At 45.9% G+C, this 18,366-nt stretch carries 14 protein-coding genes; all 14 read right to left on the reverse strand.

Going from position 1 to position 18,366, the window contains the following annotated elements:
* Positions 1–4 precede the first annotated feature (4 nt).
* The gene (mraY, locus tag MKY98_RS16745; RefSeq protein WP_013311092.1) at positions 5–973 is read right to left on the reverse strand and encodes a phospho-N-acetylmuramoyl-pentapeptide-transferase; all 969 of its coding nucleotides are present in this window, start codon (positions 971–973) and stop codon (positions 5–7) included.
* A 22-nt stretch (positions 974–995) separates the two neighbouring features.
* A complete protein-coding gene (locus MKY98_RS16750) occupies positions 996–2,399 on the reverse strand; it encodes a UDP-N-acetylmuramoyl-tripeptide--D-alanyl-D-alanine ligase (RefSeq protein WP_069010280.1) in 1,404 nt (467 codons plus the stop codon).
* Complete coding sequence (locus tag MKY98_RS16755; RefSeq protein WP_069010279.1) at positions 2,399–3,886, reverse strand: UDP-N-acetylmuramoyl-L-alanyl-D-glutamate--2,6-diaminopimelate ligase; 1,488 nt, start codon at positions 3,884–3,886, stop codon at positions 2,399–2,401. Before MKY98_RS16755 ends, MKY98_RS16750 begins: the two co-directional genes overlap by 1 nt.
* A 55-nt stretch (positions 3,887–3,941) precedes the next feature.
* Positions 3,942–5,858: a stage V sporulation protein D gene (locus MKY98_RS16760; RefSeq protein WP_025721601.1), complete on the reverse strand. Its 1,917-nt coding sequence runs from the start codon at positions 5,856–5,858 to the stop codon at positions 3,942–3,944.
* 81 nt (positions 5,859–5,939) lie between these two features.
* The gene (locus tag MKY98_RS16765) at positions 5,940–8,294 is read right to left on the reverse strand and encodes a penicillin-binding transpeptidase domain-containing protein (RefSeq protein WP_069010278.1); all 2,355 of its coding nucleotides are present in this window, start codon (positions 8,292–8,294) and stop codon (positions 5,940–5,942) included.
* Positions 8,295–8,354: 60 nt separating this feature from the next.
* On the reverse strand, positions 8,355–8,735 hold the full coding sequence (locus MKY98_RS16770; protein WP_029517759.1) for a hypothetical protein: 381 nt from the start codon (positions 8,733–8,735) through the stop codon (positions 8,355–8,357).
* A gap of 24 nt (positions 8,736–8,759) precedes the next feature.
* Positions 8,760–9,710: a 16S rRNA (cytosine(1402)-N(4))-methyltransferase RsmH gene (gene rsmH, locus MKY98_RS16775; protein ID WP_023989455.1), complete on the reverse strand. Its 951-nt coding sequence runs from the start codon at positions 9,708–9,710 to the stop codon at positions 8,760–8,762.
* A gap of 17 nt (positions 9,711–9,727) precedes the next feature.
* Positions 9,728–10,165 (reverse strand): division/cell wall cluster transcriptional repressor MraZ, encoded by a 438-nt coding sequence (gene mraZ, locus MKY98_RS16780; RefSeq protein ID WP_013311099.1) that lies wholly within the window; start codon positions 10,163–10,165, stop codon positions 9,728–9,730.
* A 331-nt stretch (positions 10,166–10,496) separates the two neighbouring features.
* Positions 10,497–11,762 (reverse strand): adenosylhomocysteinase, encoded by a 1,266-nt coding sequence (locus MKY98_RS16785; protein ID WP_013311100.1) that lies wholly within the window; start codon positions 11,760–11,762, stop codon positions 10,497–10,499.
* 65 nt (positions 11,763–11,827) lie between these two features.
* Positions 11,828–13,459, reverse strand: a complete 1,632-nt coding sequence (gene bshC / locus MKY98_RS16790) for a bacillithiol biosynthesis cysteine-adding enzyme BshC (RefSeq protein WP_029517760.1) — start codon at positions 13,457–13,459, stop codon at positions 11,828–11,830.
* A 122-nt stretch (positions 13,460–13,581) separates the two neighbouring features.
* Entirely contained in the window at positions 13,582–14,520 is a 939-nt protein-coding gene (locus MKY98_RS16795) for an ABC transporter ATP-binding protein (RefSeq protein WP_029517761.1), read from the reverse strand.
* Positions 14,521–14,531: 11 nt separating this feature from the next.
* On the reverse strand, positions 14,532–15,482 hold the full coding sequence (locus MKY98_RS16800) for an ABC transporter permease (protein ID WP_029517762.1): 951 nt from the start codon (positions 15,480–15,482) through the stop codon (positions 14,532–14,534).
* 4 nt (positions 15,483–15,486) lie between these two features.
* Positions 15,487–16,419 (reverse strand): ABC transporter permease, encoded by a 933-nt coding sequence (locus MKY98_RS16805; protein WP_029517763.1) that lies wholly within the window; start codon positions 16,417–16,419, stop codon positions 15,487–15,489.
* A gap of 202 nt (positions 16,420–16,621) precedes the next feature.
* Positions 16,622–18,325: a peptide ABC transporter substrate-binding protein gene (locus MKY98_RS16810; protein ID WP_029517764.1), complete on the reverse strand. Its 1,704-nt coding sequence runs from the start codon at positions 18,323–18,325 to the stop codon at positions 16,622–16,624.
* Between the last annotated feature and the right edge of the window lie 41 nt (positions 18,326–18,366).

Genomic DNA, 18,366 nt, shown 5'->3' on the forward strand with positions numbered 1-18,366 from the left:
TAGTCTACAACCCCTTGTTGAGATAAAGTCCGAGTCCTGCCAACAGCAGTCCTACAGCCCAGAATGTAATAACTACGCGCCATTCGGACCAGCCGGACAGCTCGAAATGATGATGAATAGGGCTCATTTTGAAAATACGCTTGCCACGTGTTTTAAAGGAAGCTACCTGCAAGACCACGGACAGCATTTCAATTACGAATACACCGCCGATAATGAGAAACAAAATTTCGCTTTTCGTAACGATGGCAATGGCACCTATGGCGCCGCCGATTCCCAGCGAGCCTGTGTCACCCATAAACACCTTGGCAGGATGAGCATTATATACAAGAAATCCTAGTACAGCGCCGATCATAGCTGCTGAGCATACTGCTGCCGGAAGCGAGGTTGCCTGAATCGCGACAATGGCATAAGCAGCAAAGGCAATGGCACTTGTACCGGACAGCAGCCCGTCCAGCCCATCCGTGAAATTGACAGCGTTGCTAATTGCCAGCATCATGATAATAATGAACGGATAATAGAACCAGCCGCCCCAATCAAATGACCATGACGTTCCAGGGATGCCGATCGCAGTACTATGATCATTGCTAAGCAGAAGCCAGCACATGATCGCGCCAAACAATAATTGTCCAAACAGCTTTTGACGCGCCGTCAGGCCTAACGAGCGTTTGAATACAATTTTGATATAGTCATCCAAAAAGCCGATCAGCCCAAAACCGAGTGTAGCAACCAGCAGAACGTAAAAGTCCGTATTTTTGATAGCTGAAAACTTAAGAAAGGTCAGCGTAAAAGCCACCAGAATCACGATACCGCCCATTGTAGGCGTACCTATCTTTTTAAGATGGCTTTGTGGCCCGTCATCCCGGACCTGCTGGCCAAATTTCATTCGCCGCAGCAGCGGAATGAGCAGTGGAGCGGCAATGACCGCCAGTATAAACGATACGACGATCGTCAGCAGTAATAATTGAATATCCATGGGAGTCTCCCTCTCGTCAACATCAGTTCTGTAGCGGACCGTTTTTCAGCGCATCCACAATTTCTTCTAGTCGCATCCCTCTGGATGCCTTAACCAGCACAATATCATTGGCGTGGAGATGAACCCGCAAATGCTGGATCAACTCTTGCTTATCTGTATAGGCGTGCACGTTAACAGCTGGCATCAACCCTTGCGCGCCCTGTGCAATCGAAGTGCCTAACGCACCGTAGGTAAACAGTACCTCTACGTCGTGCTTTGCCGCGAAAATTCCAATTTCCTCATGGAATTGCTTTTCCTCAGGTCCCAGCTCCAGCATGTCACCAAGTACGGCGACTTTACGTCCATCCGTTTTATACGCAGACAACGTCTGAATTGCAGCCTTCATAGAAGCCGGACTGGCATTATAAGCGTCGTTTAGCACAGTAAGTCCATTAGGACAGTTCACGACCTCAATACGCATGCCCGTCAGTTTTAAAGACGACAACCCTTTACGTATATGGTCTGCATCGACATTGAAATGACGCGCTACCGCCAGTGCTGCCAAACCATTTACAACATTGTGCTGTCCAAGCAAGGGAAGTCGGAAAGCCTCTTTGCCAGATTGGGCTGTTATGAATAAGCTACCTTCTCCATCCGAAGTGATTTCAGTTGGATAGTCATCGTTGCCTGCAGCTAGCCCGAACGTAAATAATTTTAAACCTTCAGGCTTGACCGTTTCAGACTCCGCCAACACTTGTGAAAGCAGTGGTTCATCCCCGTTGTAGATCAGCAAACCACCGGGCTTAAGGCCACTTGTGATTTCCAACTTTGCACGAGCGATTTCCGCACGAGAACCAAGCTGCAGCAAGTGCGATTCGCCTATGTTCGTTATGATAGCTACATCTGGTTGGGCAATATTAGCCAGCAGACGAATCTCTCCACGTCCACTCATGCCCATCTCCAGAATGAGAATATCTGTATCCTGCGGCATGGACAGTACCGTTAAAGGCAAACCGATATGATTGTTATAATTTCCTTCGGTTTTGTGTACTTTAAAAGTCGTGCCCAGCAGAGCGTTTACGATGTCTTTCGTTGTCGTCTTGCCGTTGCTTCCCGTGATCCCAACGACAGAAACGCCAGTTTCGCGTAAGTATGCAGCTGCTAGATGCTGAAGGGCTTCTAACGTATCCTCTACCTCAATAGCGTTCTCAGCCGGAGGTACGCCATGATCCTTTTGCCATAAAAATGCAGCTGCACCTGCCTCACTTACGATCTGCTGCACATAATTATGCCCATCAAATCGTTCGCCCACGAGTGGAACAAACAACCCTTGGCTCTGCGGCCTGCGAGAATCTGTAAAAACGCCTTCGACTATCTGTTCGGCGTCCGCTTCTCCGTGAAGTGTTCCTTCACACATAGATGCAATCTGACCGATTGTTCTTTTCATCACTTGGATAAACCCCTTATCGCTTCTTTGGCTACGATGCGGTCATCGAATTCATGCACCGTTTTTCCGATCAACTGGTAAGTCTCATGACCTTTTCCCGCAATCAATACTACATCGTCAGGGCTTGCCATTTCAACAGCTTTATGAATTGCAGTTCTTCGATCCACGATCAATTCGTATCGTTCTGCGGGTATACCTTCATCAATCAGCCCTTGTTCGATGTCTTTCAAAATCACTTTCGGGTCCTCTGTTCGCGGATTGTCGGAAGTAATAAACGAATGATCACTGTAACGCGCAGCAATTTTCCCCATCAACGGACGTTTCGTACGATCCCGGTCACCGCCGCATCCAAATACACACCATACTTTACCGACCGCAAATTCCTTTACGGTGCGAAGGACATTTTCCAATCCGTCCGGTGTATGGGCATAGTCTACAATAACAGCAAAGGGCTGACCCGCATCTACAGGCTCTACCCGCCCATCTACGCCCGCGATAGACTCTAGACTCCTCTTGATATCCGCCAGCGAAATTCCCTCCAGCAGAGCTGCGGTAATGGCCGCCAGTGCGTTGTACACATTGAACTTGCCCACCATTCGAAGCTCAATATCGGTATCTCCTTTAAAAGTGGACACATGGAAGAAGGTTCCCTTGGCACCAATAGTGATACGAGATGCCTGCACATCAGATTCCTTTTCCACGCCGTATGTAATCACTTGGGCCGCAGTTTGAGCCTGCAAATAGGAAGAAGCCGGATCGTCTGCATTCAGAACAGCATATTTGCTATCTGATGCATCACGCGAGAAAGCATTTCCCAACCTAGAGAACAAAAGTCCTTTTGCAGCACGGTACTCCTCCATTGTGTTGTGGTAGTCCAGGTGGTCCTGCGTCAGGTTTGTAAATATAGCTGTGCGAAAATCAGTTCCCTTGACGCGACCCTGCTCCAACGCATGTGAGGATACTTCCATGACACAGCATTGAACCCCCTGCTCTGCCATATTTCCCAGATAACGTTGAAGTTCCACCGCTTCGGGCGTAGTGCCAGACATTGGATAAGACTGACCACCGTAACGCATTTGAATCGTACCAATCAGTCCGGTGTTCACCCCGGCGTCCTTCATGATCTTTTCAATCAGATAAGTTATCGTTGTTTTACCGTTGGTTCCGGTTATGCCGATCATGCGCATGCGTCGGCTCGGTGAATCAAACATATAATCCGCCAAAACCGCCATGGCATGTCGTGCATCCTTAACTACAAGCTGCGGAACAGGTACATCCAGTTCCCGTTCAACGACCAAAGCTGCCGCTCCGGACGCAATTGCCTGCTCGGCATATTCATGTCCGTCCACTGTAAAACCTGGCAGACACAGAAATAAATCTCCCGGTTGCACTCGACGTGAATCCGCCCCGATTCCTCGGCAATCCACTGTACCGTCACCCACGACACGGGAGACGGCCAGCAGTGAAGCCAATTGTTGAAGCTGCATCTTTCATTCCTCCATTGCTCTCTCGTTATTCATAGTATGGTATAAAATGAACCTATCAATCCCCCATGTAAATACGGATCGTTGATCCCCGCTCCAATCTGGAGCCCGGCTTCGGCGCCTGACTCACGACCGTCTTGCCTGACCCGGATTTTACGAGCATAAAGTTCATATTCATATCTTCGTACAAATCAGCTGCAGTAGCACCTACCAGATCAGGTACCGTTTCGATCGGATTTTCTCCATACTTGTACTCTTTGGCAATTTGATTGGTGCGAGGTGGTATTTTTAAGGCAATCAGCGCGTCCTTTAAAATATTTTGCACGATTGGCGCAGCAACAACCCCGCCGAATTGAATGCCCTTCGGGTTATCGACAGCGGTATAGACGACGATTTGCGGATCATCTGCCGGTGCAAAACCAATAAAGGATACAATATGCTCCGAGGAAGAATAACGCCCGTTAATCACCTTTTGTGCTGTCCCCGTTTTACCTCCCACCCGGTAGCCTTCAATAAAAGCAGGACGACCTGTACCTTTAGCAACGACACTTTCCAGCGCTTCCCTTACCTGTCGGGAGGTGTCCTCTGAAATGACCCTACGTACCAGTTCTGGTTCTACTTTTTCCAGCACTTTTCCGGTTCCCGGCTGAACCCAACCTTTTGTAATGTGAGGCTTGTAAAGATTACCGCCATTGATTGCCGCTGATACAGCCGTAACCTGCTGGATCGGGGTGACAGACACCCCTTGACCAAAAGCGGTCGTCGCCAGTTCTACAGGACCTACCTGAGGTAGCTTGAACAAAATGCCGTTGCCCTCACCAATCATGTCGATCCCCGTTTTGCTGCCGAAGCCAAAATTGCGAATGTACTTGAACAGTGTTTCTTTGCCTAACCGCTGCCCCAATGTTACAAAACCAGGGTTGCAAGAATTCTCCACCACTTGAAGGAAAGTTTGGCTCCCATGTCCGCCTTTCTTCCAGCAACGCAGACGTGCTCCACCGACTTCAATATATCCCGGATCAAAAAAACGGTCATTTTTGAGATTGACCTTCTTTTCTTCCAAGGCAGCCGCCAATGTAATAATTTTAAAAGTAGACCCAGGTTCATATGTCATCCAGATAGGCAGATTTCGATTGTAGATTTCAGGCGCATATTGCTTGTATAGCGCTGGCTCATAGCTTGGTCGTCCAGCCATGCCTAATATTTCACCCGTCTTGGGGTTCATAGCTATAGACAACGCGGACTTCGCCTGAAATTTGACCATGGCTTGGTCAAGCTCCCGCTCCATAATGGACTGCACAGACTTATCAATGGTTAATTGTAAATTCAGTCCATCCTTCGGTTCAATGTATTTTTCGGAAGAACCTGGCATCAGACGACCACCTGCATCTGATAAATATGCAATACTTCCGTCAATTCCCCGAAGCTTACTGTTTTGCTGCTTCTCTACGCCTGTCAGCCCTTGATTATCAATTCCTGTAAACCCAAGAATATGAGCGGCTAGATCACCATAAGGATAATAACGTTTGTTGTCTTCAGCAACAACGATACCCGGCAGCTTCAAATCACGAATTTGCTGCGCTTTCTCCATCGTAATTTTTCGTCCGCCGGGCTGAAGTTTTTGGCTTGCTGTTCGTTTGGTAATCAGCTTGAGCACTTTATCCTCACTCATATCCAGCAAGGGCGCCAGCCTGCGTGCCGTTTCTTCCGGCTTCTTAATCTGTACTGGTATCGCCATGACTGTGGGCGAACTGACATTGTAGGTCAGCGCCGTACCCTGCCGATCCAAAATTTCGCCACGCTTGGCGGCAAATGGAATATTGCGGCGCCACGAATCCTCAGCCTTGGCCGAGAGCTCGCCTCCTTTACCCAATTGAACATAGGCGAGCCGGATCGACAAGGCCGCAAACAGTACAAATAATCCCATTAGCCCCCATACCAGCCTTCGCCGCATGGTCACGTTAGATTTTTTCAAACGCGCTCCCTCCGTTCCTCAAATACTCATGACATGTCTTACCTCATGAATATTCAAAAGAACGAACATTAGAACAAGCTATCAGTTATCCTCGCCTTTAATCTCAGCAGCACTTTTCTCATCTGCAACAGCCGATATTCCTCTCTTAGGAGCTCCCGCATCTGTTCCAGCTTCGGCAGTAGTACCGGATTCGTTTTTATTATCGGCCTCCGTTTTTGTTGCGCTCCCAATCTGGTTAGCTGCAACTCCATTGGTCGAGTCCTGTGTATCCTCCGGTTTCACTCCGGTCACCGTTTCTTTGGCCGGCTGAAGCATCACACTGACGATTCGCTTTCCATTTACCATTTGCGCCTTTTGAGAGACGACATAACCTTCGCCGCTTACCTGCACACCAACCCTCATAAGGGTTAGAACTTGAAGTGTGTCACGCAACGAAACACCTGTAAAATCAGGGATAGTCATGTTGGCACTATCCTCAGTCAGCAAGTAAATGCGTTGTCCGGGTTTCATTTTGACGCCTGCTTCAGGATACTGGCGAACAATTTTGGAGCCTTTGCCTACCGTTTCATAGGCAATCCCCTGTTTGAGCAATGCGTTTTGCGCATCCTTCTTCACCTGACCCGTTAATTGTGGTACCGTTGGCAAATTCACTGTTTTTACAACAGCGCTGCCTGATTTATTCGTTTTAGTTCCCGTTTTTGGAACACCCATATATTGCAACGATTGGGATACGATTTTTTTAAATACAGGCGCTGCTGCTGTACCGCCGCCTACCGATTTGTTAGGTTCGTCCATAACAACCAAAACAGCCATTTTCGGATCATTTACCGGTGCAAAACCTATAAAGGACACGACATCCTTCGAATGGTCATATACTTTTCCAACGACCTTCGTCGCTGTACCTGTTTTACCAGCTACACGATATCCGTCGATATAAGCAAGGCGTCCCGTACCAATTTCCTGGTCAGACACAACCTGCTCCAGATAGCTACTTGTCTGAGCTGCAGATTCCTGAGTAATCACTTGGCGGATTTCCTTTGGCTGAATCGTCTGCACTTCGCCTGTATCTGGGTTTATAATTTCCTTTACCAGATGAGGCTGCATCAGCTTCCCCCCGTTAGCAATTGCCGAGATGGCAGCTACCTGCTGGATTGGCGTCACCTGGACACGTCCGTGTCCATATGAAGCTGTTGCGACCTCGGATTTGTACTGGGTATGGAATGTGATAGCTCCGGTAGACTCACTCGGAAGATCAATACCCGTTTTCACCCCGAAACCAAAGTTATTAATATATTTCTTCAGCCTTTCGCCACCCAACTTATCCAGCCCCAGATGGACAAAGCCGACGTTACTTGAACGCTTGACTCCCTGAAGATAAGTTAACGTTCCCCAGTTACGGCTTACGTCACGAATATCCCAACCTCCGACCCGAATCATACCAGATTGGTAGGATTCATTCGGGTTGAATACCTTTTCTTGAACCGCGGCAGCCAAGGTCACAATCTTAAACGTGGAGCCCGGCTCGTAGATGGACTGAGTAGCATTATTACGGAAATTTTCCAAAGGTGTACTCCCATATGTATTGGGATTAAAATTCGGGTAGGTCGCCATACCGAGAACATCCATCGTTTTGGGATCAGCCGCTACCACAGTCATCGTTTTCGGATTGTATTTTGCAATAGCTTCCTGCATGGCATCCTCTATATAATACTGAATCGTATCGTCAATCGTCAGCTTTAAATTTTTACCATTTTGTGCCGGCTCATAGACACTTCCCGATCCTTGAAGAGGAACTCCCTTCCGATCCCGCTGATACAGAAGCTTTCCAGCCGTCCCCGAGAGCTCTTTATTATAATAAGCTTCCAACCCCATACCTGCTGTGCCATCTTTTCTTTGATAGCCAAGAACATGGGAAGCCAGCTTATTTTCTGGATAATAGCGTTTGGATCCTTGAACAGTGTCCACAGCTCCAATTACTTGATACTTATCCTTCAAATACTCTTTGAACGTATCCACTTGTGCCTTGACCTCAGGATCTACCTTCCAGCCTCCATTGCGGATCTCGCGGTTTTTTAAGTAGTTCCCCGCTTTATCCTTTGCAGAAAGATGCCTTCTCAGCTCATCCTCAGGTGTTTTGAGTAATTGGTGTAGCTTAGCTACAACCTCATTCTCCAAATCATACTCCTGAATAATGGTAGGATTGACAACTACCGTATAAGCTGGTGCATCCGTAGCCAATACGTTTCCTTTACGGTCCGTAATGGTTCCACGCTTGGGCTGAATCACCTGATCTTTTTCCACTTGAGTAACTACCAGGTTATGCCAGTACTCCCCGCTCACAACTTGAATCCAAAATACCTTAAGTAGCAGAACAAGAAAAAAGAGGGTAATACATCCCCCTATCAGCAGTGTACGAAGCTTTATTCTTTTGACCATAGCTCAAACCTCTCTGCAAAAAAATGTACGTCAGAGCATAGCTTGATGCTATGCCCTTAACTATTTGGCAGCCTGCTTTTCCACACGAATGGGCTCTCTTGTTGGTTCGATATATCCCTGTTCCTTTGCAGTCGGCACGATCTGATTTTCCAGACGCTCTTTTTGAATCTTCAGTTGGGCGATATTGGTCTGTAATTTGGAAATGTCCTTGCTTGCCGTATTAATCGAATAATTGATTTGATAAATGTGAGCGTACCTGCCAATCAACATACCAGCAATGACAATGCACGCTACAAGTGTCAATAGATACAGCAGCTTTTCTCGAATCGGCAGCTCTCTGCGGCGTGTAACGACTTTGGTGGTCTCACGATACCGTTGTTGCTGAACCTGTTCCTGACGGGCTCTTTCTTTTACAGCCAAATTACCGCGTGTATAAGCCATGTCGCCTCTCCTTCTCCATTAAATTTACAATTTTTCGGCAACTCTCAGCTTCGCTGACCGGGACCGTGGATTAAGCTCCAATTCCTGCTCTGACGCTACAATCGGCTTACGGTTCACCAGCTTCAGATCGCCTATCATTTTGTCCTCCAAAATAGGCAAATCAGATGGATAGATGCTTTTCGCCAAATACTCCTTGAAAATATGCTTGCATATCCGATCCTCCAGAGAATGGAATGTAATGACCGAAATTCTGCCTCCTGGAGCCAGACATCTTATTGCCTGATGCAAAGTATCTTCCAGTGCACCCAACTCATCATTTACAGCAATCCGCAAAGCCTGGAAACTGCGTTTAGCCGGATGTCCCCCGGTTCTGCGTGCCGCAGCCGGAATTCCTTCTTTGATAATATCGACAAGTTCCCCTGTTGTGTGAATAGGCTTGTTCAATCGACGTTCAATCATGATCTTTGCGATCCGCCGTGAAAACTTCTCTTCTCCGTAATGAAACAAAATACGCGCAATCTCTGCTTCCGACCATTCATTGACAATTTCGTAAGCCGTAAGCGAGCTACTCTGATCCATCCGCATATCAAGCGGCGCATCATGATTGTAACTAAATCCCCGTTCCCCCTCATCGAACTGGGGCGAGGACACACCCAGATCGAACAAAATACCCTGGACCTGCGGGACGCCGTCTTTTTCGGGCAATCCCAATTCAGTCAGCTTGTCCTGCAAGTGGCGGAAGTTAGATTTCACTAATGAAATCTTTCCTTCATAGGCTGACAGCTTCTCTCGCGCATTGTTCAATGCCCAGTCGTCCTGATCAAAGGCAATAAGCCTTCCCTCAGGGCCAAGCTGTGATGCAATGACGGAACTGTGTCCTGCCCCTCCCAACGTGCAGTCCACATAAATCCCGTCCTGCCTGATGTTTAGTGCCTGTGTTGCTTCTTCTTTGAGTACGGTAATGTGGTGAAACAAACGGCTGACCTCCTAAATTACAATTCAAAGTTGAAATCAACCAATTTCTCAGCAATGTCATTAAATGCTTCCTCTGATTGGTTGAAATATTGCTCCCAAGTGTGCTTACTCCAAATCTCTACACGGGTGGACACTCCCAATACGACGCACTCTTTAGTAAGCTTGGCGTATTCGCACAAATTCCCCGGTAAATTTACCCTGCCCTGTTTGTCCAATTCGCATTCAGTCGCCCCCGAGAAAAAAAAACGGGTAAACGCCCGCGCATCGGCCTTCATCAGAGGCAGTGCTTTAAGTTTTTTCTCCATGACAGCCCACTCATCCATAGGATACACGAAGAGGCATTGGTCCAGCCCGCGGGTAACCACGAACGAGGCACCGAGAAGTTCACGAAACTTGGCCGGTACAGTAAGCCGACCCTTCTCATCAATGCTATGTTGGAACTCCCCCATAAACATTGGTTTCGTCACCCCTTACCCCATTCTCCCACTTTGGCCCACTTTCCACCACCTAAGCATAATAGATTCGCTTTAAAAAATCAAAGACCTCTTTTTCATTACCAAAAAGTGATAGAAGCTGGATCCATAGCATTATGTCTGTTATTGTAGCCCTGCGTCATAAGATACAAAAAAGCCCCTTATCCCATGAAGCCGGCACCCGACAATATGCATCAGGTTTCGAAACCACACGGAATAAAGGGCTTACTCTCTGTCCATTATGTCAACCTAAACAAACACTTGCATTAAAAACACAACACTTTTGCAGCGAAAATCGTGACGAAAAATCCGCTTACGCGTTCCAGCTGTCCAAATAGATCTTTTGGTCTTCAGTTAACGTGTCAATTTGAATTCCCAGACTATCAAGCTTGAATCGAGCTACCTGCTCATCAATTTCATAAGGTACATTGATAACGGCCTTACCAAGCTCATTATAACGATCATTCACGTATTTCAAGCCAAGCGCCTGAAGCGCAAATGTCGTATCCATAATTTCTGCTGGATGACCATCGGCGGCAGCTAGATTCACAAGGCGTCCTTCTGCCAGCAAATACATTTTACGTCCATCTTTAAAGCGATATTCCTCAATATTACGACGCACCGTACGAATGGATTCGGAACGTTTAGCAAGCTCAGGCTTACTAACCTCCACATCAAAATGCCCTGCGTTACACAGCACAGCCCCATCCTTCATCACATCAAAGTGTTCCCCTGTAATTACAGCCTTGTTACCAGTTACTGTAATAAAGAAATCACCCAGTTTGGCAGCCTCTACCATTGGTAACACATGGAAACCATCCATATGGGCTTCTACAGCCTTGATTGGATCAACCTCGGTTACAACAACGTTGGCTCCCAACCCTTTCGCACGCATTGCAACCCCTTTGCCACACCAGCCATAACCTACCACAACCACTGTACTTCCGGCTACAACCAGATTAGTCGTACGAATAATGCCGTCGAAAGCTGACTGTCCTGTACCATAGCGGTTGTCAAACAAATATTTGCAGTAAGCATCATTAACAGCCACCATCGGAAAGTGAAGTTGCCCTTCTTTTTCCAATGCCTTCAAACGAATAATGCCAGTAGTTGTCTCCTCTGCTCCCCCACGGATCGTAGAAATCAGATCAGGCCGTTCGGATTGCAACAGAGTAACCAAGTCACCACCATCATCTATAATGAGATCCGGCTTTGTTTCCAGTGCCTTGATTTGCAAATTTTTGAATTCTTCTGGGTCCGGATTGTATTTAGCTAATACTGTAACGCCATCTTCAACTAATGCGGCGCAAACATCATCTTGTGTGGACAATGGATTACTACCCGTAATAGTTACCTGCGCTCCACCTGCTTGTACCACTTTAGCCAAATAAGCCGTTTTGGCCTCCAGATGTAGACAGATGGTTACCTTCAAACCAGCAAAAGGCTGTTCTTGCTCGAATTGTTGACGTATACGGTTCAATACCGGCATATGTGCTTCTACCCAATCAATTTTCAAATGACCTTCAGGAGCCAATTTAAGATCGTGAACTATGCTATTTTGCAGAGAATGGGAAGTCATACTTTGTTTCCTCCTTCAAATTGGTTAAATTTTATTCCATGATAAATCCTATATAAAACAACAAATTATACATAAATAACACGATGCGTCCCCGTCAAATCCAATGGTACATTCATAATCGTATCCATCAGACTGAGACCATAACGATTCAGAAAATGATAGATCGTATACGCCCGCTCCTGCGGCTGTCCAAATGGGAAAAGCGACCATTCAATACGATCCCACTGGCGAAGTGCTGTTTCATTTTGTCGAAGCAACGCTTCCTGAACTTTTGCCTCCAGATAGGCGATCTGTGACAGAATCTTATCGCGGTTGGTTTCTCCAAGCCGTAGCAAACCTTTTTCAATCAAACCTGTCTGCTGCACAAGCGGTTCGTACATGCGGACAAAAGCTTCCTTTGCCCCGGAAAACTGATCCTGCATTCCAAGCTGGTCTTGAGTGGCAATCCATTGCTTTTTCCGTTCCTCAAGTCCGTCTCGAACTTGACCAAAACTTAATTCATACTTAAGCATATGCTTCTCCACACCTGACTCTACCAACGTAAAAGACATCCGTGGCAGCAGTATCGGCATCTGCATCTCCAACACCCCGAAAGCATCCCGTGTAATCGCCCAGTAAGCAATCTCTCCTAGACCCAGCACAGATGCCAGCACCGGAAACATTGAATCCTGCATTAGAGGACGAGTTAGCACATTATTACTAAAACGTTCGGGATGTCTATCTATCTCTTCAAGCAGTTCATCCACAGTAAACACCACCAGACCGTGTCGATCTGTGAATAGCCCAGCTTTTTTGAAAAGCAGCAAACGTTCATCTTCATGGATATAAAAGAGATTCGCGCCGCCTTCATGCACATCCGCTTGTAAATGATAGCCATAATCTACGATCCGCGTGGCAGTCGTCCGGTAAGCCTGCTCCAACTCATCATTGTGCTGAACCAGCCGCTTAAAAACGGATGCTTCCAGCTTGCGTAGCGAAGGATCTGCTGAATCCAAAAGTACTAATCCATAGCTGCCGAACAAAAGGCCCAGCAACTTGGCAAAGGCTTCACTCAGTCCATATGAGTCCGTTAATCCGTTCTCAATCATGCGCATTATATCAGCCTTATGTTCTGAATCTGGCAAGCTTTGCTCTATATCCGCTATCGCTTGCTTCCACTCAACAGTATCAACTTTAATCGCACTAACCGAAGAACGGCGTTCTAGTTGCTTATTCAGCTTGATTTTGACGGCTTGTGGGTCATTTGCCATTACGTATGTATGATTGACCTCATCCCAGTCATGATCTTCGCCAGCAATCCAGAAGACGGGGATAACCGGACGTCCAAGCCGTTCCTCAGCTTCTCTCGCTGCCTTAATAATTGTAGCGGCTTTGTAAATGACCAGCATCGGACCTGTGAACAGTCCGCTTTGCTGTCCGCCAGCTACTACTAAGGCATCTGGACTATCCAGACGGTCCAATGAAGCACGAACCGCCTCATGCGAATTGTATTTCTCATTGTATATACGAAGACATGCTACGACATCCTTACGGTTTAATCGCAGATGCCCCGTCTTATCCAGCCACTTCGCCCGTTGGGCATAAGCATCGGCGTGCAGCACATTATACTCATACAAATCGCTTGCGCGTCCCGTACCCTGTATATAATCTTCTGCCAAAGCCGACCCTCCGCGAAGCGTTTCCGGAATTATTTTCATGGGTCTGCCTCCTGTCTCCACCAAAACCTTACTGCTTGATTGTACCGAAAGCCCATGTCCACGTCAAAGCTTCCTACAAAAAAAACCGCCGAATAACTCGGCGGTTGTTGCATAAAACAAGATCAGGCGTAAGGCTCAGCTACAAAATGTCCTTTAGACACTTCGATAAGCGTGGCATTTTCCAGGTTATAAGCCCCTGTCTTATTGCCAGATGCATCATGAATCGGGCCTGCTTGGTCGCCTGGCATAATAATCCGTTTTTTGTTAGCTTCTACTTCTGGATCAGGAAGTGGGATCGCCGACAAAAGCATTTTCGTATAAGGATGGATCGGATTTGCATACAACTCAGCGCTTTCTGCAAGCTCGACCATTCTACCCATATACATTACAGCTACCCGATCACTGATGTGCTTAACCATCGACAGATCATGCGCAATGAACAGATATGTCAGACCCAAACGTTCTTGAAGCTCTTTTAGCAGGTTGACAACCTGAGCCTGGATAGATACGTCAAGAGCTGAAATCGGCTCATCACAAATGATGAATTTAGGATTAACCGCTAGTGCGCGTGCAATACCGATCCGCTGACGTTGACCACCAGAAAACTCATGCGGATAGCGTGTTGCATGGTCAGGGTTCAAACCAACCAGATCAAGTAACTCTTCAATCCGTTTCTTACGTTCTGCACGGCTACCCGCCATATTGTGAATATCCAGCGCCTCACCAATAATATCAGAAACAGTAAAACGCGGGTTCAATGATGCATACGGATCTTGAAAGATCATCTGCATATCACGGCGCATGGCTTTCATTTTACTCGGTGATAATTTGTAAATATCCGTCCCGTTAAAACGTACGCTTCCTGCTGTAGGTTCATACAAGCGCAAAATCGTACGACCCGCTGTAGACTTACCACAGCCGGATTCGCCAACCATACCCAGCGTTTCACCCTCACGAATATAGAAATTCAGGTTGTCCACCGCTTTGAGCACACGGTTTTTGCCAACATTAAAATACTTTTTAAGACCTTCAACCTCAATTAAATTGTTGCTACTCACCATGATCTCACCTCCTATTTCTTCAACTTCGGATCAAGCGCATCACGCAAGCCGTCGCCAAAAAGGTTGAACGCAAGCATAATCAAACTGATCAAACCTGCCGGGAAAAGCATCCGCCACGGGTAATACATCCACCCGGTCAGAGCTGATTCAATCATTGAACCCAGCGATGCCTCCGGATTCGGTACCCCTAACCCGAGGAAGCTCAGGAAAGCTTCGGAAAAAATAGCGGTCGGAACGCTCAACGTCAATGTAACGATGATCGGACCTACTGCATTAGGCAAGAGGTGGCGGAAAAGCAAACGACCTGCTCCAGCACCCATGGAACGGGAAGCAAGTACAAACTCTCTGTTTTTGAGTTGCATCATTTCACCACGTACAATCCACGACATGTTAATCCACCCGGTCACACAAAGCGCAATAATGATTGTAGTGATACTTGGCTCCAGTACAACCAGCAACAGGATCGTAACAAGCAAGTAAGGAATGGAGTACAAGATTTCAGAAAATTTATTCATGATTTCATCAACGCGGCCACCAAAGTAACCCATAATTCCACCATAAATAACACCAATCAGCAAATCAATCAAAGCTGCAGCCAGACCTATCGTCAAGGAAATCCGTGCTCCCATCCATGTACGGACAAACATATCACGTCCAAGATCATCCGTACCGAACCAATGCTCCGCGGAAGGTGGCAGATTCGTGCTGAGTAAATCATTAGAGTAATAATTATAGGGTGACAATATCGGGCCGATTAAAGAAAAAAGCACAATCAGAACTAAAACAATCAAGCTAGTCATTGCAACCTTGTTTTTACGAAGTCGTTCCCAGGCATCGCGCCAAGCAGATAAGCTTTCTCGCTGAATAACTTCAGACTGCTTTTCATCGACACCTATTTTTTGGAAATCTTCCGGTTTCACCTGAAGTTTATCCAAATTCACAGCATTGTCTTTCACAGACATAAAGTTACCCCTCCTTCCCGCCGGACAGCTTAATCCGAGGATCAATAAACCCATACGCGACATCTGTAATAAAACGCGCTAACATAAGCAAAACACCGTAAAAAATCGTTATCCCCATAATCATAGTGTAATCACGGCTTGTGATACTTTCCACAAACACTTTACCAATACCGCCAATCCCGAAAATCCGTTCAATAACCACAGATCCGGTAATAATATTCGCTGTCATTGGACCTACGTAGGTAACAACTGGCAAAATAGCATTCCGCACAACGTGCTTGAACATGATCGTAATGGATTTCAAGCCTTTAGCTTTGGCCGTTTTGATATAATCTGCATGCAGTACTTCTATCATACTGGAACGCGTCAATCGTGCAATAAACGCAATTGGTTGAGCGGACAAAGCCGCAACAGGCAGAACGTAGTCCATTGGGCCCTCAAAACCCATAACATTAAACAATTCCAACTTTTGGGCAAAAAAGAACTGGATTAATGATGCCAAAACGAAGCTGGGAACCGCAATACCTAGAATTGCCAATATCATCGCTACGGTATCAATGAGTCTACGATGGTACAAAGCCGCCAGCATGCCTAGTAAAATACCGACAATAATGGAGACAATAATTGCTACCAGACCTAATTTTAATGATACCATAAAGGTCTGTCCAATAATGTCGCTCACATCTTGATTCAATTTTTTCATAGAAATACCAAAATCACCCGTAACAATATCACCTAAGTATTTAAAATATTGTACATATACAGGCTTATCCAACCCATACTGTTCCATTAATCGGGCTTGAATCTCAGGAGACGTCGCTCTTTCGCTCATAAAAGGGTTACCTGGAATTGCCTTCATCAGAAAGAACGTCGCAGAGATCAGAATGAGCAAAGAAATAAGCATAAATATAAATTTACTGATCAAATAACGCGCCATCGCCCGTTTACACCCCCCATATTTTTTCGACACCATTCGATTCTATAGAAATAGAGTTGGGTTGTCCAATCTACTTATATGCATGGTTAATTTAATCATATTAAGAAGAACCCTCACACACAAAAAAAACGGGATATATATGGCAGTACCCACATATATATCCCGAAGTAACTCTTCAACTTCAGAATCAAGTATCAGCTACTTACTGTGTTATATAAGCTCTTGTAAAATCAATTGCACCACTAAAATCCAAGGCAACGCCTTTTACATTTGGTTTCGTCAAAGAAGTATTAGAGTAGTAATAAATCGGCAGTAAAACCATATCATCCTGAACAAGAAGCTTCTCTGCTTTCGCAAATATTTCCATGCGTTTTCCTGGATCAGTTTCTGTTTTAGCCGCTTTAATCAAACCATCATATTCAGGATTAGAATATCCAGAATTATTGTTGCCATTACCAGTTGTCCAGATATCCAAGAATGTCATCGGATCATTAAAGTCAGCAGACCATCCACCACGAGCAATTTGGAAATTCAACTTGTTACGTGTTTGGATAAATACGCCCCACTCCTGGTTTTGCGTTTTCACATCGATTCCCAGGCTTTTCTTCCACATATCTGCAACTGCCAAAGCAATTTTTTGGTGTCCTTCAGTAGAATTGTAGAGTAGAGTGATTGGAGGGAGTGAAGTTACTCCTTCTTCCTTCATACCTTCTTGAAGCAATTTCTTCGCTTCAGCTACATCTTCTTTGAAATAATCATCTTTATGCTCATTACGGTATTCCTGAGATAAACCTTTAATACCCGGAGGTACAAAGCCGTAAGCAGGAATCTCTCCACCCATCGTTACTCTATCAACAATCGGCTGACGTTGAATCGACATTGCAAATGCTTTACGAATTTTAAGATTATTGAACGGTTTTTCGGTGACGTTAAACAAATAGTAATAGGTGCTTGCTATACCTTTAGCCTGGAATTCATTAGGCATTTCATTTTTCACAGCCATCATTTGGTCTGCAGGAATTTCACCATTTGGTTTACCTGCATAATCAAGTTGTCCACTTCTGTAAGAAGCGAGTTCTGTTGCACCGCTGTTTACAAGGGACATTGTAATTTTCTTCAGTTTAATTTCGTCCTTACCCCAATAATTCTCGCTTTTGGAAACCTCAATCTTTTGACCTGTCTCCCAAGTCGACAATGTGAAAGGCCCGTTAGTGATCATGCTTTCTTTTTTAGTCGCCCATTTATCATTACCTTTAACAGACGGATGCACCGGATAATAGGTGTAGAAAGAAGTCAATCCCAGGAAGTAAGGTGTTGCATGTTCCAGTTCTACCTGTAATGTATGGTCGTCAACTGCTTTGACACCTACATCTTTGAAGTCCGTAACTTTAGTACCTTTAAAAGATTTGGAAGTGCTCAGGTTGTAACCCTCAGCATTTTTGATATAGTACAATTGGTAAGCATATGGAGGTGCAGGAGCCGTGGAAGGATCCAATACCCGTTGCCAAGCAAATACGAAGTCGCTTGCTTTGACTGGGTCGCCATTACTCCATTTTGCAGTATCGCGAAGCTTAAACGTATAGGTTTTGCCGTCATCGGAAATTTTCCAAGATTCAGCTACGCCAGGAATTTCTTTACCATCAGGGCCCATGCGAACAAGACCTTCATACATTGTTTTTAAAACAGTGTTTGCTTGAGTATCTTGAGCCTGTGCCGGATCGAACGTTGGCGGCTCGGATGCAAGGTTAATGCGCAAAATTTGCTTGTCGGCCGGAGCCGGCGTAGTCGAGGTGTTTTCTTGTGCGCCCTTACCATTGGTATCGTTCTTGCTGGAGCCGCAACCTGCGAGCAATGCGCCAACTGCAAGAATGAGTGTCAAAAGGACTAAAAAGCTTTTCCTTTTCATCTAGCGTTTTCCCCCTAGTTCTAAAGTGGTATATGTTTATA

It is taken from the genome of Paenibacillus sp. FSL M8-0228 (genome assembly GCF_038007385.1).
GTDB lineage: Bacteria > Bacillota > Bacilli > Paenibacillales > Paenibacillaceae > Paenibacillus > Paenibacillus polymyxa_D.